The 19,520-nt window shown below is 70.0% G+C and carries 19 protein-coding genes; 5 read left to right on the forward strand and 14 right to left on the reverse strand.

The annotated features are described in order from the left end of the window. Window positions 1-974: ATP-binding protein (locus VEA98_RS07890; RefSeq protein ID WP_324812669.1), on the reverse strand; the 974-nt coding region annotated here is incomplete at its 3' end. 220 nt (window positions 975-1,194) lie between these two features. After that, the gene (mdh, locus tag VEA98_RS07895) at window positions 1,195-2,157 is read right to left on the reverse strand and encodes a malate dehydrogenase (protein ID WP_324812671.1); all 963 of its coding nucleotides are present in this window, start codon (window positions 2,155-2,157) and stop codon (window positions 1,195-1,197) included. Window positions 2,158-2,265: 108 nt separating this feature from the next. Here mdh and VEA98_RS07900 point away from each other — a divergent pair, with 108 nt between their 5' ends. From VEA98_RS07900 to VEA98_RS07910, 3 genes are all read left to right on the forward strand, one after another. Further along, window positions 2,266-3,051: an EcsC family protein gene (locus VEA98_RS07900; protein ID WP_324812674.1), complete on the forward strand. Its 786-nt coding sequence runs from the start codon at window positions 2,266-2,268 to the stop codon at window positions 3,049-3,051. 67 nt (window positions 3,052-3,118) lie between these two features. Next, complete coding sequence (locus tag VEA98_RS07905; RefSeq protein WP_324812677.1) at window positions 3,119-4,006, forward strand: hydrogen peroxide-inducible genes activator; 888 nt, start codon at window positions 3,119-3,121, stop codon at window positions 4,004-4,006. 96 nt (window positions 4,007-4,102) lie between these two features. Then, window positions 4,103-6,985: a pitrilysin family protein gene (locus VEA98_RS07910; protein WP_324812679.1), complete on the forward strand. Its 2,883-nt coding sequence runs from the start codon at window positions 4,103-4,105 to the stop codon at window positions 6,983-6,985. Here the strand turns inward: VEA98_RS07910 and VEA98_RS07915 are convergent. The 4 genes from VEA98_RS07915 to VEA98_RS07930 form a co-directional block, all read right to left on the reverse strand. After that, on the reverse strand, window positions 6,982-7,806 hold the full coding sequence (locus VEA98_RS07915; protein WP_324812682.1) for a serine protease: 825 nt from the start codon (window positions 7,804-7,806) through the stop codon (window positions 6,982-6,984). The genes VEA98_RS07910 and VEA98_RS07915 overlap by 4 nt on opposite strands. 4 nt (window positions 7,807-7,810) lie before the next feature. After that, on the reverse strand, window positions 7,811-8,254 hold the full coding sequence (locus VEA98_RS07920) for a DUF350 domain-containing protein (protein ID WP_324812684.1): 444 nt from the start codon (window positions 8,252-8,254) through the stop codon (window positions 7,811-7,813). A gap of 106 nt (window positions 8,255-8,360) precedes the next feature. Further along, window positions 8,361-9,536, reverse strand: coding sequence for a 23S rRNA (adenine(2503)-C(2))-methyltransferase RlmN (gene rlmN / locus VEA98_RS07925; protein WP_324812686.1), 1,176 nt, complete (start codon window positions 9,534-9,536; stop codon window positions 8,361-8,363). A gap of 494 nt (window positions 9,537-10,030) precedes the next feature. Next, window positions 10,031-10,438 carry a metallopeptidase family protein gene (locus VEA98_RS07930; protein ID WP_324812688.1) on the reverse strand — a complete coding sequence of 136 codons (408 nt, stop codon included), beginning with the start codon at window positions 10,436-10,438 and terminating at the stop codon, window positions 10,031-10,033. Between the two features lie 168 nt (window positions 10,439-10,606). Here VEA98_RS07930 and VEA98_RS07935 point away from each other — a divergent pair, with 168 nt between their 5' ends. Together VEA98_RS07935 and VEA98_RS07940 are read left to right on the forward strand one after the other, a co-directional pair. Further along, window positions 10,607-12,940 carry a sensor histidine kinase gene (locus tag VEA98_RS07935; protein WP_324812690.1) on the forward strand — a complete coding sequence of 778 codons (2,334 nt, stop codon included), beginning with the start codon at window positions 10,607-10,609 and terminating at the stop codon, window positions 12,938-12,940. A 106-nt stretch (window positions 12,941-13,046) separates the two neighbouring features. Further along, window positions 13,047-13,901 (forward strand): HAD family hydrolase, encoded by an 855-nt coding sequence (locus tag VEA98_RS07940; protein ID WP_324812693.1) that lies wholly within the window; start codon window positions 13,047-13,049, stop codon window positions 13,899-13,901. A gap of 232 nt (window positions 13,902-14,133) precedes the next feature. Here VEA98_RS07940 and VEA98_RS07945 read toward each other — a convergent pair whose 3' ends face one another. The 8 genes from VEA98_RS07945 to sdhC are packed head-to-tail and all read right to left on the reverse strand — an operon-like array spanning window position 14,134 to window position 19,462. Beyond that, window positions 14,134-14,463 carry a PilZ domain-containing protein gene (locus VEA98_RS07945; protein ID WP_324812695.1) on the reverse strand — a complete coding sequence of 110 codons (330 nt, stop codon included), beginning with the start codon at window positions 14,461-14,463 and terminating at the stop codon, window positions 14,134-14,136. Then, entirely contained in the window at window positions 14,460-15,260 is an 801-nt protein-coding gene (locus VEA98_RS07950) for a kinase (RefSeq protein ID WP_324812697.1), read from the reverse strand. Before VEA98_RS07950 ends, VEA98_RS07945 begins: the two co-directional genes overlap by 4 nt. Window positions 15,261-15,267: 7 nt before the next feature. After that, window positions 15,268-15,588: a 2Fe-2S iron-sulfur cluster-binding protein gene (locus VEA98_RS07955; protein ID WP_324812699.1), complete on the reverse strand. Its 321-nt coding sequence runs from the start codon at window positions 15,586-15,588 to the stop codon at window positions 15,268-15,270. 1 nt (window position 15,589) lies between these two features. Next, window positions 15,590-16,390 (reverse strand): succinate dehydrogenase iron-sulfur subunit, encoded by an 801-nt coding sequence (locus tag VEA98_RS07960; protein WP_324812701.1) that lies wholly within the window; start codon window positions 16,388-16,390, stop codon window positions 15,590-15,592. Window positions 16,391-16,394: 4 nt separating this feature from the next. Further along, complete coding sequence (locus VEA98_RS07965; protein ID WP_324812704.1) at window positions 16,395-16,763, reverse strand: GFA family protein; 369 nt, start codon at window positions 16,761-16,763, stop codon at window positions 16,395-16,397. A gap of 32 nt (window positions 16,764-16,795) precedes the next feature. Next, window positions 16,796-18,580, reverse strand: coding sequence for a succinate dehydrogenase flavoprotein subunit (sdhA, locus tag VEA98_RS07970; RefSeq protein ID WP_324812706.1), 1,785 nt, complete (start codon window positions 18,578-18,580; stop codon window positions 16,796-16,798). A 4-nt stretch (window positions 18,581-18,584) separates the two neighbouring features. Beyond that, window positions 18,585-18,992: a succinate dehydrogenase, hydrophobic membrane anchor protein gene (gene sdhD / locus VEA98_RS07975; protein ID WP_324812709.1), complete on the reverse strand. Its 408-nt coding sequence runs from the start codon at window positions 18,990-18,992 to the stop codon at window positions 18,585-18,587. After that, entirely contained in the window at window positions 18,989-19,462 is a 474-nt protein-coding gene (gene sdhC / locus VEA98_RS07980) for a succinate dehydrogenase, cytochrome b556 subunit (protein WP_324812711.1), read from the reverse strand. The genes sdhD and sdhC overlap by 4 nt, the downstream gene beginning before the upstream one ends. Between the last annotated feature and the right edge of the window lie 58 nt (window positions 19,463-19,520).

Genomic DNA, 19,520 nt, shown 5'->3' on the forward strand with positions numbered 1-19,520 from the left:
TTCACCTTCTCCTTCTTGGAGAGACCGCTTTCGTCGGCGTACTTGTTCAGGGTGCGGGTCAGGGCGCCGCGGAAGCCCGCCAGATGGGTGCCGCCGTCGCGCTGCGGGATGTTGTTGGTGAAGCACAGCATCGTCTCGTGATAGCTGTCGTTCCACTGCATCGCGACCTCGACAGCGATGCCTTCCTTCTCGCCCCGGATCGAAACCGGAGGGTTGTGCAGCACGGCCTTATTGCGGTCGAGATACTTGGCGAAGGCCTCGACGCCGCCCTCGTAGAACAGCTCTGAGACCTTAGGTTCGGCCGCCCGTTCGTCCGACAGCACGATGCGCACGCCCGAATTCAGGAACGCGAGCTCGCGAAGCCTGTGTTCCAGGGTGGCGAAATCGTACTCGGTCCTGGTGAAGGTCTGCTTGGAGGCGACGAACCGGACCTGCGTGCCGGTCTTGCCGCCGGCATCGCCGACGATCTTCAGCGGCGATTCCGGCTCGCCGTGGCGGAAGCGCATCCAGTGCTCCTTGCCGCCGCGCCAGATGCGCAGATCGAGCGTCTCGGAGAGCGCATTGACCACCGACACGCCGACGCCGTGCAGGCCGCCCGACACCTTGTAGGAGTTCTGGTCGAACTTACCGCCGGCGTGCAGCTGGGTCATGATGACCTCGGCCGCCGAGACGCCCTCGCCCTCGTGAATGTCGGTGGGGATGCCGCGGCCGTTGTCGGTCACGGTCACCGAGCCGTCGGCGTTGAGGATGACCTGGACCAGGTCGGCATGGCCGGCCAGGGCCTCGTCGATGGCGTTGTCGACCACCTCATAGACCATGTGGTGCAGGCCCGAGCCGTCGTCGGTGTCGCCGATGTACATGCCGGGCCGTTTGCGCACCGCGTCGAGGCCCTTGAGGACCTTGATGGAATCGGCGCCGTAGGCGGCTTCTTCGGCGGTGTCTTCGTTGCGCGCGGTCGGGTTCTGGTCGGTCATATATTCGGTCGGATCATCGCCCGGTTCGGGCCGGAAAGGACGGCGATCGGGCCGTCCGGAATCAGCTGTTCCCGGACCGCGAATCTCGTCCGCGCCGGAGCCGTCAACATATAGGATTTTCCGGGAGAATTGCGAGCGAAACCGGCGCTGTCCCGGGGTTCCGGAACCGCGCGCCCCGTGGGCGGCGACGGCGGCTCGCGCGCCGTCGCCGAAGGGGTCGTCAGGCCAGCGAGCCGTCGATGTCCTTGCACGCCTGAATCAGGCCCTGCACCGACTCGACCGACTTCTTGAACATGGCCTTTTCGTCGTCGTTGGTGGTGAACTCGATGACCTTCTCGACGCCGCCGGCGCCGATCAGGGCGGGGACGCCGACGTAAAGGTCCGACAGGCCGTACTCGCCCGACAGCCAGACGGCGCAGGGCAGGACGCGCTTCTGGTCCAGCAGATAGGAGCGGGCCATGGCGATGGCGCTCTCGGCCGGGGCGTAGAAGGCCGAGCCGGTCTTGAGCAGGGCGACGATCTCGCCGCCGCCCTTGCGGGTGCGGTCGACGATGGCGTCCAGCTCGGCCTGCGACAGGAAGCCGGCCTTCACCGCGTCGGGCAGAGGCAGACCGCCGACGGTCGAGTGGCGCACCATCGGCACCATGTCGTCGCCGTGGCCGCCCAGCGTCCAGGCGTTGATGTCCTGGATCGACACCCCGGTCTTCTCGGCGAGGAAGTAAGCGAACCGCGCCGAGTCGAGCACGCCGGCCATGCCGACGACCTTCTCCTTGGGCAGGCCCGAGAATTTCTGCAGCGCCCAGACCATGGCGTCGAGCGGGTTGGTGATGCAGATGACGAAGGCGTTCGGGGCGTGCTGCTTGATGCCCTCGCCGACGGCCTTCATGACCTTGAGGTTGATGCCGATCAGGTCGTCGCGGCTCATGCCCGGCTTGCGCGGCACGCCGGCGGTGACGATGCAGACGTCTGCGCCCGCGATATCGGCATAGTCGTTGGCGCCCTTCAGCGCGACGTCCTGGCCGAAGACGGCGGAGGCCTCGGCGATGTCCAGCGCCTTGCCCTGCGGCGTGCCCTCGGCGATGTCGAACAGGACGATGTCGCCCAGCGCCTCGCGCGCCGCCACGTGGGCCAGGGTGCCGCCGATCATGCCGGCGCCGATAAGGGCGATCTTCGCGCGAGCCATACTGTCTGTCTCCGGGAGGAAGGTGGTGCGGTCGCAGGACCGCTGTCGGGCGGGGTCTAGACCCGGCGGCGCAGGCCTGCAACCGTGACGCCGCGTCACGGAGAGAGCATGGCCCGCCCGCCCGAAACGGTCCCCGAGTTGATCCCCGCCGACGAAGTCCCGGCCAACCTCGTCATGATCACGGACGAGGCCGCGATCCGCGCCGAACTTGAGGCGTGGCGGGCGCGGGTGCTGAAGCGGCCCGGCCTGCTCGACAAGGCCTCCCGCGCCACGCAGGACCGGATCAACAGGATGATCCCCGAGCGGGTGCACGCCATTGTCACCTCGGGAGTCGAGGCGATGACCCGGGGCATTCTCACCGGCTCGGAGGTGCTGAAAGCGCGTCCGCCGGCGGGGGGTTCGCTGGCCGCGCGCGAGGTGAAGGCGCGGGCGATGATCCGCGCCTACCGCACGACGGCGGGCGTCGAGGGGGGTGTCGCCGGCGCCGGCGGCTTTGTGCTGGCCGCCGCCGAGTTCCCGGCCCTGATGGCGATCAAGGTGCGGATGCTGGCCGACATCGTCTCGGTTTACGGCTGGGGCGGCGGCGCGCCCGCGGAGCGGCTGTTCCTGCTGCACATCTTCCATCTCGCCTTCGCCAGCCCGAAGCGGCGGCCGGAAGCGCTGGCGGCGCTGGAGGACTGGATCGCCGGGGCGGGCCGCGAGGCGACCACCGCCGACTACGACTGGCGGCGCTTCCAGCAGGAGTACCGGGACTATATCGACCTGGCCAAGATGGCGCAGCTGATCCCGGTCGTCGGCGCCCCCATCGGCGCGGTGGTCAACTGGCGTCTGGTGGATCGCCTCGGCGAGACGGCGATGATGGCCTGCAGGATGCGTTGGTTCGGCTCGGTCTGATGCGGTCGCGCGCAAAGGTCAGTCGATTGTCTTTGGCGGTCGGATAGCGGGAGCCTATCTAGGGCGAATGCTCCCGACCCTGCGCCAGCTCCAGTATCTGAAACTGCTCGCCGAGCACGCCTCGTTCAGCCGCGCGGCCGAGGCCGCGCATGTCAGCCAGCCGGCCCTGTCGGCGGGAGTCCAGGAGCTGGAGCGTATCCTCGGCGCGCCGGTGGTGGAACGCACGCGCGGCAATGTGCAGCTGACCGCCGTCGGCGCCGAGGCGGTGCGGCGCGCGGAAGACGTGCTGGCCCGCACCGAGGATCTCGTGGAGGCGGCGCAGAACGCCGGCAAACCGCTGTCCGGCCGCTTCCGGCTCGGGATCATCCCGACCGTGGCTCCGTTCCTGCTCCCGGCCAAACTGCCGGGCCTGAAGGACGCCTATCCCGCGCTGCGGCTGTTCATTCGCGAGGACCTGACGCCCCGGCTGGTGGCGGGACTGAAGGCCGGCCAGCTCGACGCCGCGGTGATCGCCCTGCCCTATTCGGCCCCCGGCATCGATCACGCCCGCATCGGCGATGACGAGATTCTCGCCGCCGCCCCGGCGGGTCACGCCCTTGCCGGCGCTGGACCGATCCCGGCCGGGTCGCTGAAGGCCGATGACCTGATCCTGCTGGAGGACGGCCACTGTCTGCGTGACCAGGCCCTGGCCGCCTTTCACATCGATCCGCCAAAGGGCGAGGACGTCTTCGCCGCCACCAGCCTGCATACGCTGGTGCAGATGGTTTCGGCCGGGCTGGGGGTCAGCTTCCTGCCCGAGATGGCGGTGCGGGCGGGGCTGGCGGATCTGCCCGGGGTGGTGGTGCGGCCGATCACGGCCAAGGCTCCGCGGCGCGAGATCGTGGTGGCGTGGCGGGCCGGCTCCAGTCGCGCCGCCGAGGCCCGGCTGCTCGCCGACGCCTTGCGGCTGGACTGAGCCCGCCGCTTCATTACGACTCCGTAAGGTGCGCCGGATTCCGGCCCTGATAGGGTTCGCGCGCCCGCGTTGGCCGGGCGTCCGGAGCCGTGTCCCATGAAGTCCCGCCTGTTCGCCGCCGCCTCGATCTCCGCCCTGATGCTGGGCCTCGCCGCCTGCGCCGCCACCGTCGACACCGCGACTGTGACGCCTCCGGTCGGGGCCGCGGCGGCTGCGCCGCAGGGCGTCGAGGTGCCGCCGCTGGGGTTCGCCCATCGAGTGCTGCCGAATGGACTTCAGGTCTACACCTCCCGCGACGCCTCGACCTCGAACGTGACGGTCCAGGTCTGGTACCGCGTCGGCTCCAAGGACGATCCCGCCGGGCGCTCCGGGTTCGCCCACCTGTTCGAACACCTGATGTTCAAATCGACCAAGAACCTGCCGACCGAGACCTTCGATCGCCTGACCGAGGACGTCGGCGGGTTCAACAACGCCTCCACCTGGGACGACTTCACCAACTACTATGAAGTGGTGCCCGCCAATCACCTGGAGCGGCTGATCTTCGCCGAGGCGGACCGCATGGGCTCGCTGGTCGTCGACGCCGATGTCTTCGCCTCCGAGCGCGACGTGGTGAAGGAGGAATACCGCCAGAGCTACCAGGCCAACCCCTACAGCCGCTTCTTCGGCCTGTTCGTGCCGCAGACGGTCTATGAGAACCACCCGTACCGCCGTCCGGGCATCGGCTCGATCGAGGAGCTGAACGCCGCGACGATCGAGGACGTGCGGCGCTTCCACGCCACCTACTACCGGCCCGACAACGCCGTGCTGATCGTGGCGGGTAATTTCGACCAGGCCCGGCTGGATAGCTGGATCGACCAGTATTTCGGCGGCCTGACCAATCCCACCACGGCCCTGCCGGCCAACAATGTGGTTGAGGCGGAGCCGGCCGGGCCGCGCGAGGCCACCTTCTACGGCGCCAATGTGCCCCTGCCGGTCGCGCTGCTGGCCTGGCGCACCACGCCCTACGGCGACGCGGACCGCGCCGCCCTGACCGTTCTGGACGGCATCCTGTCCACCGGCGAGAGCAGCCGGCTGTACCGCTCGCTGGTCTATGACAAGCAGATCGCCGCCCAGGCCAGCTCCAGCCCCGACTTCGCGCAGCAGGCCGGCCATCTGACCGCCTACGCCATCATGGCCGAGGGCGAGACCGTCGACACCGGCCTGGCGGCCCTGCGCGCCGAGGTCGCCCGCTTCCGCGACGAGCCCGTCTCAGACAGCGAACTGGCCGAGGCCAAGAACGAGCTGATCGCCAACATTCTGCGCAACCGCGAGGGCGTGGACGACCGCGCCAACGCCCTGGGCTTCGCCCTGATGTGGGACGGCGACCCCGCCGAGGCCGACCGCGAGGTCGCCGCCATCCAGGCCGTCACGTCCGCCGACATCCAGCGGGTGGCCCGCCGCTACCTGACCGAGCAGCGCATGATCACCATGCGCTACCTGCCCGCCGACGAGGCCCACCCGCCGACCGAGCAGAACAAGGACGTGGACGCGCCGGTGCACATCGCCGACCTCGCCCCTGCGGGGCCGCCGACCGTCTTGCTGCCGGAAGGTCAGCGCGCCGCGATCCCGGCCGCCGGCCCCGAGGGCGATCTCGCCACCCCCGCGGTCGCCGACTTCCGCCTCGCCAACGGCATGCGCGTGCTGGTCGCCCCGACCGAAGGCGTGCCGCTGGTCTCGGCGCGCCTCAGCTTCGACGCAGGGACCCGCAACGACGGTCCGAAGCCCGGCGTGGCCACCATGACCGCCGGTCTCCTGACCCAAGGCACCACCAGCCGCACCGCGCCCCAGATCGCCGCCGAAATCGAAGGCCTGGGCGCCACGGTCGGCGCCGGCGCCGGCGTCGACTTCACCAGTGTCTTCGCCAACGCGCCCGCCAACGTCTTCCCCAAGACGCTCGCCCTGATGGCCGATGTGGTGCGCAACCCGACCTTCGCGGCCGAGGAGCTGTCGCGCCAGCAGGACCAGATCCTGGATGGCCTGCGCGTCCAGCTCAGCCAGCCCGGTCCGGTGGCCTCCCAGTCGGTCGGCCGCGTCATCTACGGCGCGGCGCCCTATGGCGCGCCGGGTTCCGGCACGGTCAATTCGGTTCCGACGATCACCCGCGACGACGTGGTCGGGTTCCACGCCGCCCATTTCAACCCCGCCGAGGCGATCCTGACCTTCTCGGGCGCGATCACGCCCGAAGCGGCCCGCGCCCTGGCCGAGGAGGCGTTCGGCGACTGGACCGCCACCCCGGCCGTGGCCGCAGCCCGCGCGGCCGCTGGCGATGACCGGCCGGCCGGACCCCAGCTGGCGCCGCGCGTCGTGGTCATCGACCAGCCGGGCGCCGGTCAGGCGGCGGTGGTCGTGGCCGTGCGCGGCGTGTCGCGCACCGACGCCGACTACTTCCCCCTGTCGCTCGGCAACACCGTGCTGGGCGGCGGCTATTCCTCGCGCCTGAACCAGGAGGTGCGGATCAAGCGCGGCCTCAGCTACGGGGCCGGCTCCAGCCTTGGAGTCCGCGCCGACGAGGGCGTGTTCACCGCCTCGGCCCAGACCCGCAACGACGCGGTGCCCGCCGTAGCCGAGCTGATCCTGTCGGAGATCGGCCGCATGGGGACGGAGGCGATCAGCGAAGCCGAGCTGGGACCGCGCCGGGCCGTCATGCTGGGCGGCTTCGGCCGTTCGCTGGAGACCGTGGACGGCCTCGGCGGCTTCGTCGCCAACCTGGCTCTCTATGACCTGCCGATGAGCGAACTGGCGGCCTATGCGAGCCATGTCCGGGAGGTCACGCCGGAGCAGATCCAGGCCGCCTTCGCGCGCCATCTGCCGGGCTCCGAAGCCAGCCTGGTGGTCGTCGGCGACGCGGCCCAGTTCATCGAGGCGCTGCGGGCGAAATATCCGAACGTCGAGATCATCCCGCTCAGCGAGCTGAACCTGGACTCGGCGACCCTGCGCTAGGCCGACAGGCAGACCACCTGCGCGACGCGCAGGTCGCGGCGCAGGTCGTCGGCGACGAGGCCGTAGTTGTCGACCGTGACGGTGCGGCCGGTCAGGGGCTCGTCGGCCTTCTGCAGGCCCCGCACGGCCTCGCCGAAGGTGTCGGGCGCCGTGGTGTAGATGCGGCCGCGGCGCGGACTTTCGGCGATGGTCACGCCGACGGCGCGGCCCTGGCGATCCAGCACGGGCGCGCCTGACAGACCGGCGAGCGTCCCGCCCAGCCGATCGGTGCGGCCCACCTCCGCCCAGGCGAGCACCGGCTCCTCACGCTGCCCGCGGCCGCGCACGCGCAAGGTCTCCCGACCCAGCAGCCGCGAGGTGACCTCGCCGGCGCGGCCCTGCGGATAACCGGGATGGAAGGCGCGCTGGCCCTTGCGCAGGGACTGGCCGGTGACGAGAGGAATCGCCTCCGATCCACCGGCGGTCTGCAACACCGCGATGTCCGCGCGCGGCGCGAGACGCACGTCGGCGGCCACGGCCCGACCGCCGCCGACCATGATGGCGGGACGGCGACACCCGTCGACCACGTGCCGCGCGGTGACCCAGAGGCCCTCCCCGGCGATCGAGAAGGCCGTGCCCGAGGCGGGCTGGAACGGGATGTCGGGGGCGTTGACGGTGACGGCGGGATCGAATGGCGTGATCGGCCCCAGCAGGGCGCCTTCCATCTCGTCGGGCGGCGGAGGAGCCGGCGGCGCGTCGGCGTTCTCGCGCTGGCCGAGGGAAAGGCCGATCAGGGCGGCGAGGACGAGGGTGTAGATCACCCAGTCGGGCGGACGGGCCATGGCCTCAGCCGGTCAGGGCGGCGGCGAGGATCAGGGCCGTCGACAGCTTGGCGCCGACCAGCAGTACGGCGGCGGAAACCTCGCCCTCGCGGATGCGCTGGGGCAGGCCGGTCAGCAGCAGGTCGACGAGGCGGAAGGCGAGCAGCTGGAGCACGACCGTGGCCACACCCCAGATGACGATGTCGCGCACCGAGCTCGAGACGCTGAGGCTGACGGCCAGCGGCACGGCGAGCCCGACCAGCACGCCGGCGAAGGCCACGGCGGCGGCGGCGTTGCCCTCGCGGATGAGGGTGATTTCCTTCCACGGCGTTAGCAGGGCGTAGATGATCGCGCCGGCGACGAGCAGGCCGAGGGTGACGCCGAGATGGGCCACGGTGGTCGGGAAGCCCGAGGCGAAGGCCTGGACCTCGGGGCTTTCAAGAACCTGGCTGAGAGACGGAGAGTCCATGACGGTCCGGCGGCTGAGACCCCCGAGGCTTGCCCCAATGCCGCCCCATTCCGCAAGCGCGGCGGCGCCACAGGTGGTCAAGATTAGTGTCCGTCTGTGTCGCGGATCAGGCCGCCTCGACGGTTCCGGCGGCGACGGCCTGTTCAGCGCGGCGCACGCTGGCCCGGACCTTCTCGCTCTCGGACTTGAGCTGGCCGCAGGCCGCGAGGATGTCGCGGCCGCGCGGGGTGCGGATCGGCGAGGCGTAGCCGGCCTTGTTGAGGATGGCCGCGAACCGCTCGATCGTCTTCCAGTCCGAGCACTCGTAGTCCGTGCCGGGCCAGGGATTGAACGGGATCAGGTTCACCTTGGCCGGAATGCCCTCGATCAGTTTGAGCAGGGCGCGGGCCTCTTCGGGGCTGTCGTTGACGCCCTTCAGCATGACGTATTCGAAGGTCACGCGACGGGCGTTGGACAGGCCCGGATAGGCGCGGATGGCGGCCATCAGCTGTTCGAGGTTGTACTTCTTGTTCAGCGGCACCAGCACGTCGCGCAGGGCGTCGTTGGTGGCGTGCAGGCTGATGGCCAGCATGGCCTGGGTGCGGGTTCCCAGCGCGTCCAGCTGCGGCACCACGCCGGAGGTCGAAACGGTGATCCGGCGGCGCGACAGGGCGATGCCCTCGTTGTCGCTGATGATGTCGATGGCGTTGGCGACGTGGTCGAGATTGTAGAGCGGCTCGCCCATGCCCATGAAGACGATGTTGGACAGGCGGCGGTCTTCCTTGGGCGACGGCCATTCGCCGAGGTCGTCGCGGGCGACCTGGACCTGGGCCACGATCTCGGCGGCGGTCAGGTTGCGGACCAGCTTCTGGGTGCCGGTGTGACAGAAGGTGCAGTTCAGGGTGCAGCCGACCTGGGACGAGACGCACAGGGCGCCGGCGCGGCCGACGTCGGGGATGTAGACGGTCTCGATCTCGATGCCCGGGGCGGTGCGGATCAGCCATTTGCGGGTGCCGTCCTTCGACACCTGGCGCTCGACGATCTCGGGCCGGGCGAGGGTGAAGGCCCCGGCCAGCTTCGCCTGCACGTCCTTGCCGATGTTGGTCATCAGCGAGAAGTCGGTGACGCCGTAGTGGTGGATCCAGCCCCACACCTGCGAGGCCCGCATCTTCGCCTTCTCGGGCGGACAGATGTCTGCGTCGATCAGCGCCTGACGCAGTTCGGCGCGCGTCAGACCGGACAGGTTGACGGGCGCCGCCGGGGCGGGCGTGGACGTGCGCGAAAGGTCGAGCGTGAGGCTCAAGGGACATCCTTGGGTGGCGGGAGGCGCGCCTTATACCACAGATCGGGCTGGTTTTAAGGCGGGCGGCGCGCCTTCGCGCCGGCGGAATTTTACCCGGATAAAAACCGGAAAACACCGTCCGAAGCGTCCGAAGAGTGCAAAGCGTCCGAAGCGTGCACAGCGTGCGGACGGGGCGCGGGCTGCGGTTCGATTGTCAAAGACCCGGCGAAGCCAACGCGATCAGTATAGGGCCCCGGTCCGATGGGGCGTGTTCATGACGCTGGCGCCGCAAGCAGGTCTCGCGAAAACAGTGGGTTGGCCAGCCGGAATGTGGAGACTGGCGGCGGATTTGCAGCGCAGCAATCGCCTGTCTCCTCCCCGTTCGCCGCTTGCGAATGGGGAGGGGGACCGCGAAGCGGTGGAGGGGTGAAGGATGGCGCACCGGCTGCACCCCTCCACCACCCTGCGGGTGGTCCCCCTCCCCATCGCCGCGCGACGGGGATGAGACGGCTCGCCTAATCCGCCGCGTCCTCGATGTGGTGGATCTGGTCGTCGTCGAGGCCGAAGTGGTGGCCGATTTCGTGGATCAGGACGTGGGCGATGATCTCGGCGAGGCCGACGTCGCCGCGTTCGCACCATTCGTCGAGGATGGGGCGGCGATAGAGGAAGATGCGGCTGGCCTCCGGCGCCGGGCCCATGCCGTCACGCAGGCCGATGTCGACGCCGTGATAGAGGCCGGTCAGCTCGAACGGGTCCTCCATCTCCATCATCGCCAGGGTCTCGTCGTCGGCGAAGTCGTCGATGCGGATGACCACGTCGCCGGCCAGCGAACGGAACGGCTCGGGCAGGGCGTCGAACGCCTCGCGCGCCAGCCGGGCGAAGTCGTCGAGGGAAGGGGCGGGTTGGTCAGTCCAGGAAGGCATCGGGCGTTTGAGTGACAGTGCTAGTGAGCGAGGGGTGAGCCGGGCCGGCGCCGTGGCGGCCCCCTCGCTCACTAGCACTAGCACTGTTCACCTTCCTCCCTAGTCCCTAGTCCCTAGCCCTTCATGCGTTATGGTTACCGAATCACGCCGGGGAGCTGACCAGACCAAATGGCCGAGGCCGACATCGCCTATGTCGCGACCGCGGGCGCCGCGGGGCTGGCGCTGGCGCTCAGCGCCTGGGCTGCGCGGCTGCGTGGGCGGCTGGCCGAAAAGGCGCAGGCGGCCGAGAGGGAGCTGGCGGCGGCCCGCGTCGCCCTGGCCGACCGCGACGGGGCGCTGGCGGCGTTCGAGGACGCGCGGCTGGCCCTGACCCCGGACGGACAGACCCGGCGGCTGGGGTCGGCGGCGGCGTGGAACGCCATCACCCGGGAACTGGCCGGCGCGGACGAGGACGGGGCCGATCCGGCGCTGGTGGTGCTGGACGCCGTGCGTGCGGCGGCGGGGCCGCGGCTCGACGCCCTGATCGACCAGGGCGAGCCGTTCGACGCGGTGCTGGACGGCGCCGGCGGAGCGTGGGCGGTCGAGGGCCGGTCCTCGGCCGGGGCGGCCTGGCTGCGGCTTTCGCGGCTGGGGCTGGTCGGCACGGCGGCCGAGAGCGGGCTGGGACTGCTGGCCGACGCCTATCCGGCCCCGACCTGGATCACCGACGCGGCCGGGCGGCTGGCCTGGGCCAACAAGGCCTGGCTGGCCGAGATGAAGGCCGACAGCGTCGATGCGGCGCGCGACAAGGGCCTGACCTTCGACCGGGGGGCGGACGCCATCGTGGCCGAGGCCGGACGGTTGCACCAGCGCCAGGAAGGTTTCCGCTGGACCACCGGCGGCGGACGGCGGCGGGCCTGGCGGATCGTGGCCGAACCGGCGCCCGGCGGGGCCGGGGCGGTGCTGGCCTTCGCCCTCGACATGACCGAGGCCGAGGAGACGCGCGACACCCTGCGCCGCCACGTCGAGGCCCATGACGAGACGCTGAACCACCTCGCCGACGCGGTGGCCATCTTCGGCCCGTCGAAGCGTCTGGCCTTCCACAACACCGCCTTCCAGCAGCTGTTCAACATCGATCCGGCCTGGCTGGACGAACGGCCGACGCACGCCGAACTGCTGGACCGGCTGCGCCAGCGCCGGCTGCTGCCCGAGGTCATCGACTACGCCGGCTGGAAGGCCAATGAGCTGGAGTTCTACGGCGCCTCCGAAGCCGCGCCGGACGACAGCTGGTCCCTGCCCGACGGCCGCACCCTGCGGGTGGTGCGCCAGCCGCACCCGCTGGGCGGCGTGCTGCTGCTGTTCTCGGACATCACCGACGAGCTGCAGCTGCGCAGCCGGTTCAACGCCCAGATTCAGGTGCAGAAAGCGACGCTGGACAAGCTGAACGACGCCGTCGCCGTGTTCGGATCGGACGGCCGCATCCGCCTGCACAACGAGGCGTTCGACACCTTCTGGGGCGTGGCGCCGGACGCGCTGGACGCGGCGAGCGATTTCGACGCCGTGGCCGCCCTGTGCCACCAGACCATGCCCGATCCGGCCCTGTGGCTGGGGCTGAAGGCGAGGGTGGCCGATCCCGACCCGGAAAGCCGGGTGCCGATCTCGGGCGAGGGCCGCACCGCCGACGGTCGCATCGCCTCCTGGCAGACCCGGCCCCTGCCCGACGGCGCGACCCTGGTGGCCTTTTCCGACGTCACGGCCCGGCGCGGCCTGGAACAGGCGCTGGCCGCAAAGGCGCAGGCGCTGGAGGAATCGACGGCCCTGAAGCGCGAGTTCGTCGGCAGCGTCAGCTATGAGCTGCGCACGCCGCTGACCACCATCGTCGGCTATTCGGAACTGCTGGAGACCCAGGCCGACCTGCCCGAGCGCAGCCGCCAGCACGCGGGGGCCATCCGCGTCGCGGCCAGCCAGCTGGCCGGCTCGATCGACGACGTGCTGGACATGGCCCAGATCGACGCCGGCGAGATGGAGCTGACGCTCGGCGACGTACGGGTCTGCGACGTGCTGGACGAGGCGGCGGCCAAGGTGCGCGAGCGCATCGAGGGTCGGGGCGCGACGCTGACGGTGACCTGCCCGACGACGCTGAAGCCGATCCGGGCCGACGCCCAGCGGGTCGGTCAGGCGCTGGAATATCTGCTCGACAACGCCGCCCGGGCCGTGTCGGAGGGCGGGGCCGTGACCCTGACCGCCGAGGCGGCGCCGGCCGAGGTGCGCATCCGCGTCGAGGACACCGGACGGGGCATTCCCTACCACCTGCAGGCCCATGTCTTCGACCGTTTCGTCAAGCGCGAGCGGGGCGGGCCGGGCGTCGGGCTGGCCCTGGTCAAGGCGCTGGTCGAGCTGCACGGCGGCTGGGCCGAGGTGGAAAGCGAGCCGGGCAAGGGCGCGGCCTTCATCCTGCACCTGCCGCTGGAGGCGACGAGCGTGGCGGCGGCGCCGGAGTTGAGGCTGGACGCCGGCCGTTAGCCCGGGCTGTCCAAGTGAAGAGTGCTAGTGCTAGTGAGCAGGCTCAGGGACGGTCTGCGTCCGAACGCTGCGCCGTAAAGGCTCACTAGCACTAGCACTCCTCACCATGACCAAGCCGCTGAAAACCGCCCTGATCTACGACTTCGACGGCACGCTGGCGCGGGGCAACATGCAGGAGGTCACCTTCATCCCGTCGGTGGGGATGGGGATCGGCGACTTCTGGGGCGCGGCGGACACGCTGACCCGCGAGGCCGACGGCGACAACATCCTGATGTACATGCAGCTGATGCTGCAGCGGGCGCGGGAGAACGACCACCCGATCACCCGCAAGCTGCTGGCCGAGCACGGCGAGGACGTGAAGCTGTTCGACGGTCTGAAGTCGGACCTGACCGGCCCGGGCTGGTTCGACCGCATCAACGAGGTCGGGGCGAAATACGGGCTGGAGATCGAGCACTACATCATCTCGGCCGGCCTGGAGGAGATGATCGAGGGCTGCCCGATCCGGCCGGAGTTCCGGCACGTGTTCGCGTCCAAATTCGTCTACGACGAGCACGGCGTGGCCATCTGGCCGGCGGTCGGCGTCAACTACACGACCAAGACCCAGTATCTGTTCCGCATCAACAAGGGCGTGCTGAACCACTGGGAGCACGAGAAGATCAACCGCTTCATGGCCGACGACGACCGGCCGGTGCCGTTCGAGCGGATGATCTTCCTCGGCGACGGCGACACCGACGTGCCGACCATGAAGATGATGCACACCAAGGGCGGCTATTCGATCGCTGTCTATGACCCGCGCAACTCCGAACGCGACCAGCAGAAGATCTACGGGCTGATCTCGGAGGACCGGGTCAATTTCGTCGCCGCCGCCGACTACCGCGAGGGTTCGGCGCTGGACCTGATCGTCAAGGGACTGATCGGTCGGATCGCCATCACTGCCGGGACCATGCCGGACGGGGTCTAGGCGGTCTTCCGGCGAAGCCGGCGTCCGGTTCCGACGGCTGGAAGGTTCATCACGACGGACACCACGAACTCACAACGGACACGACGGGGCCTGCACCTGGCTCCAAACCCGTTGTGCTCGTCGTGATCCCCGTTGTGTTCGTCGTGATGAACCTAAGTCGTTCGCCTCCGCCGAACAGGTTGGAAGCCCGGCTGCGCCGGGGATGCCGGGCGGCAGGCCTTGTCGATTCGCCCTAGCGGCCGCCGGCGCGGAGGAAGGCGGCGCGGGCGGCGGCGAGGCGGGAGGGGACGAGGCCGCGCAGCGAGGACGCCGCGCCGCTGCGCTTGACGCCGGCCTCCATGCCCTTGCGCCAGACCACCTCGGCCTCGACGGCGGTGGCCTGGGCCATGTCGATCAGCAGGATGCGGTTGGGCAGGGCGAGGTTGCGGTCCATGCGCAGGCGCACGCCGGAGCCGGACTGGTCGACGATCAGGCAGGGCAGTTCGAGACCGGGCGAGACGACGAGGCCGCGCCCATTGGCGGGCGAGCGGGGCTCCAGTCGGCGGTCTTCGGGACGGGTCATCGGTCGACCGATAGCGGCTGACGGTTTCGATCCAGTTTCACTGTGACGCTGGGACGCACGCCGCCCGACAGCATACGCCGGGTGATACGCTCGAAATACCGGATGAAGCCGGCGAGGCGGGCGCGCTCCTCCGGCGGCAGATCGGCGGGGGCGAGGCCGAGCAGGTCGGCCTCCTGCTGGGCGCGCCAGTCGAGGACGACGTCGAAGCCCGGCGCCTGCAGGAACAGGACGGCGTCGAAACGGGCGGCGAAGGCGGCGTAGGGGCCGGCGACGAAGCCGTTGACGGCGCGGCGCCAGCGCCCGTCGGGGTCGTCGTCGCGCTCGAGATCATTGACCGGTGCGGCCAGGGCGGCCTCGTCCTCCGGCAGGGCGGCGAGACACCAGGCGTCGATCAGGATGGCGGACGGCCGGCCGCGGAAACGGCGCCAGCGTTCGATCGGCCAGCGGTCGTCGCCGCGCTTGTCGAAGTCGGGGATCAGGGTCTCGTCGGCGGGGCCGGCTGCGGACAGGTCGTCGATCAGGCCTTGGAGGAGCTCCAGGTCGTGGGTTCCCGGCGGGCCGCGATGGACGAACAGGGGGTGGACGTCGCGGGCCAGGGCCTCGCGCCCGGCCCGGGTCAGATAGACGTCGTCGATCGAGATCTGGGCCGCGCCGAAGCGGTCGGCGGCTTCGCGGGCGAGGGTGGTCTTGCCGGAGCCCTGGGCGCCGACGATGGCGATCAGCGGGGGCCGGTCTGTCGGTCCGGCGTCGATCAGCCCGCCGACGAGGGCGACCAGGTCCGGATGGGCGCGGCCCACGGCCGGCTCAGTGCTGGGATTCGGGCAGGCGGACGATCAGGCCGTCGAGATCGTCGCTGACCCGGATCTGGCACGACAGGCGGCTGTTCGGCTGGACGTTCTCGGCGAAGTCCAGCATCGACTCCTCCATCGCCGAGGCGCGGCCGGTCTCGGCCTGGAAGGCCTCGTCGACATAGACGTGGCAGGTGGCGCAGGCGCAGGCCCCGCCGCAGTCGGCGTCGATGCCGGGGACGTTGTTGCGGATCGCCCCCTCCATGACGGAGAGGCCGTTCTTCACCTCGACCATATGCTCGCGGCCGTCGTGCTCGATGTAGGTCACCTTGGCCAAGTCAGGCGGCCTCGGTCTTTTTCCGCGACGGCGACACCATCAGCTTCTTGGTCTCGGCGATGGCCTTGGCCGGGTTCAGGCCCTTGGGGCAGACCTGGGCGCAGTTCATGATGGTGTGACAGCGGTAGAGCTTGAACGGGTCCTCGAGGTCGTCGAGGCGCTTGTCGGTGGCGTCGTCGCGGCTGTCGGCGATCCAGCGGTAGGACTGCAGCAGGGCGGCGGGCCCCAGGTACTCCGTCTGGTTCCACCAGTAGCTCGGGCAGGAGGTCGAGCAGCAGGCGCACAGGATGCATTCGTAGAGGCCGTCCAGCTTGGCGCGCTCTTCCGGCGTCTGCAGCCGTTCGGTCTCGGGGTCCGGATCGTCGGACTGGAGGTAGGGCTGGATGGAGTCGTACTGGGCGTAGAACAGGGTCAGGTCGGTGACCAGGTCCTTGACCACCGGCTGGTGCGGCAGGGGGGCGATCGAGATGGTCGAGGACGAGCACTCGTCCCAGCCCTTGGTGCAGGCCAGGGTGTTGCGCCCGTCGATGTTCATCGAGCAGGAGCCGCAGATGCCCTCGCGGCACGAGCGGCGGAACGACAGGGTCGGGTCGATCTCGTTCTTGATGTGGATCAGGGCGTCCAGCAGCATCGGGCCGTGGTCGTCGGCCGAGACCTCGTAGACGTCCCAGCGCGGGTCGGCGTCGACCTCGGGGTCGTAGCGGTAGACCTTGTAGGTCTTGACGTTCTTCGCCCCGGTCGGGGCCTTGTGGACCTTGCCGGAGGTGGGCTTCGAACCGCGGGGGAGGGTGAGCTGGACCATGGGATCAGACTTCTGTGGGTCGGCGTTCGAGGTCGTCGGGCAGGGCGTGGGCGTCGGCCATCCAGCCGAGGCGGCTGCGCACCCAGATCTGCTCGGCGGGCGGGACGGCGTCGGGATCGTCCAGGCTGGCGGTGGTGATGTCGATGCGGTCGCCGTAGGCGGCGTCCCGGAAGGTGATCTGCGTCCCGCAGCGGCCGCAGAAGCCCCGCTCGGCGTGCTCCGACGAGGCGTAGCGGACCGGCTCGCCGGTCAGGCGGAAGCCGCTCTCCCGGACGGTGAACCAGGCGACCGCGGGCGCGCCGGTGGTGCGGCGGCAGAGCTCGCAGTGGCACAGGGCGCGCTCGAACGGCTCGCCCTCCGCCTGGTAGCGCAACGCCCCGCAATGACAGCCGCCGGTCAGCACGGTCAGTACACCCGCGCCTTGGGCTCGATGTAGTCGATGTCCTTCGACATCGTGTAGGTGTGCACCGGGCGGTAGTCGATCTTCACCGCGTCGCCGGGGGTCTTCCAGGCGAGGGTGTGCTTCATCCAGTTCGCGTCGTCGCGGTCCGGATAGTCCTCGCGGGCGTGGGCCCCTCGTGACTCGGTGCGGTTCAGCGCGCCCTCGATGGTGACCAGGGCCTGGTCGATCAGGTTGTCGTATTCGAGGGTCTCGACCAGGTCGGTGTTCCAGATCAGGCCGCGGTCGGTGGTGCGGATGTCGGCGCCGGCGGCGTGGATGGCGCGCAGCTTGGCGACCCCCTCCTCCAGCGTCTTGCCGGTGCGGAACACGGCGGCGTCGGACTGCATGGCGCGCTGCATCTCGACGCGCAGCCTGGCCGTCGGGGTCGAGCCGTCGGCGTGGCGGAAGCGGTCGAGACGGGCCAGGTGGGCGTCGGTGGCCGAGGCGGGGGCGGACGGCACGGCCGAGGCCTTGTCCACGGTTTCGCCGCAGCGCAGGCCGGCGGCGCGGCCGAACACCACCAGGTCGGTCAGGCTGTTGGAGCCGAGACGGTTGGCCCCGTGCACCGAGACGCAGGCCGCCTCGCCCACCGCCATCAGGCCGGGGACGACGGTATCGGCATTGTCGCCGACCTTGGTCAGGACCTCGCCGTGATAGTTCGTGGGGATGCCGCCCATGTTGTAGTGGACCGTCGGCAGCACCGGGATCGGCTGCTTCGTCACGTCGACGCCGGCGAAGATCTTGGCGCTTTCCGAGATGCCGGGCAGGCGCTCGTGCAGGATCTTCGGGTCGAGGTGGTCGAGGTGCAGGTGGATGTGGTCCTTGTTCGGACCCACGCCGCGGCCTTCACGGATTTCAATGGTCATGGAGCGGCTGACCATGTCGCGCGGGGCGAGGTCCTTCACGGTCGGCGCATAGCGTTCCATGAAGCGCTCGCCCTCGGAATTGGTCAGGTAGCCGCCCTCGCCGCGCGCGCCCTCGGTGATCAGGCAGCCGGCGCCGTAGATGCCGGTCGGGTGGAACTGGACGAACTCCATGTCCTGCAGCGGCAGGCCGGCGCGCAGCACCATGGCGTTGCCGTCGCCGGTGCAGGTGTGGGCCGAGGTGGCGGAGAAATAGGCGCGGCCGTAACCGCCGGTGGCCAGGATGACCATCTTGGCGCGGAAGCGGTGCAGTTCGCCGGTGTCGAGCTGGAGCGCGGTCAGGCCGGTGCAGGCGCCGTCCTGCATAATCAGATCGAGGGCGAAATATTCGACGAAGAATTTCACCTCGCGGCGCACGGACTGGCCGTAGAGGGTGTGCAGGATGGCGTGGCCGGTGCGGTCGGCGGCGGCGCAGGTGCGCTGCACCGGGCCCTCGCCGAAATTGCGGGTCATGCCGCCGAAGGCGCGCTGGTAGATCTTGCCCTCGTCGGTGCGGCTGAACGGCACGCCCCAGTGCTCGAGCTCGTAGACGGCCTTGGGCGCGTTGCGGACCAGGTATTCGATGGCGTCCTGGTCGCCCAACCAGTCCGACCCCTTGACGGTGTCGTACATGTGCCACTGCCACGAATCCTCGCCCATGTTGCCGAGCGAGGCGGAGATGCCGCCCTGGGCCGCCACGGTGTGGGAGCGGGTCGGGAAGACCTTGGTGACGCAGGCGACCTTGAGCCCCTGCTGGGCGGCGCCGAGGGCGGCGCGCAGGCCGGAGCCGCCGGCTCCCACCACAACGACGTCGTATTCATGGTCGACGAATTCGTAGGCAGCCACGCGATCAGGCTCCGAAGCCGGCCGGGAGCGGGGCCGAGCCCAGCGCCAGACGCACGATGAAGAAGGCGCCCGCGGCGGCGAGGACGACGCACAGCAGGCCGATCAGGCCGACCAGGGCGTTCCGCGACACGGGCTTGTGGATGTAGTCGTCGACGATGACCTTCAGGCCCATGTTCATGTGCCAGAGGCTGACCAGCAGCGTCACGGCCAGCAGGGTGACGTTGAACGGGGAACGGAACCACGCCAGCGCCCCGTCGTAGCCGGCGCCGGACAGGGTCCAGCCGCTCCACAGGCCCCACAGGGTCAGGGGAACGAGGATCAGCGACGAGAGCCGCTCCTGCATCCATTCGCCGGCGCCGTGACGCTCGGAGACCTTCACGCCCTTGATGTAGCTTCGGGTCCCGTGGCTCACAGCGACACCCTCCCGGTCATGAACAATCCGGCCCAGAAGGCGACCGAGACGATCACGCCGAAGACGATCGAGCCGGTGGCCAGCGCATTGGCGGATTTCGGCGTCAGGCCCTCGCCCATGTCCCAGATCAGGTGCCGGACGCCGGCGGCGAGGTGGTAGGCCAGGCACAGGGTCAGGCCGAACCAGATCAGCAGGCCCAGCGGCGAGCCCATCCAGCCGGTGAAGGTCGCATAGGCGTCCGCTCCGAAGGCCAGGGCCAGCAGCCACAGGACGACCAGCACGGCGCCGCCGGCGAGCGCGCCGCCGGTGATCCGGTGAAGGATGGATCCCAGCATGGTGACGTGCCAGCGCCACACCTGCAGGTGCGGCGACAGGGGGCGGACGCGGCCGTTGGGCTGGCGCACGAAGCGGCCGGACTGGTCGTCGGTCGGATCGTTCGAAGAGTCGCCCGGCAAGGGGGAGATCGACATATGCGAATGGTTCTCAGAAACCTGAGCGAAATCAGCCGCTCGAAATCGGTGATCAGGC

Origin of the sequence: Brevundimonas sp., from assembly GCF_035627055.1 — a bacterium.
GTDB lineage: Bacteria > Pseudomonadota > Alphaproteobacteria > Caulobacterales > Caulobacteraceae > Brevundimonas.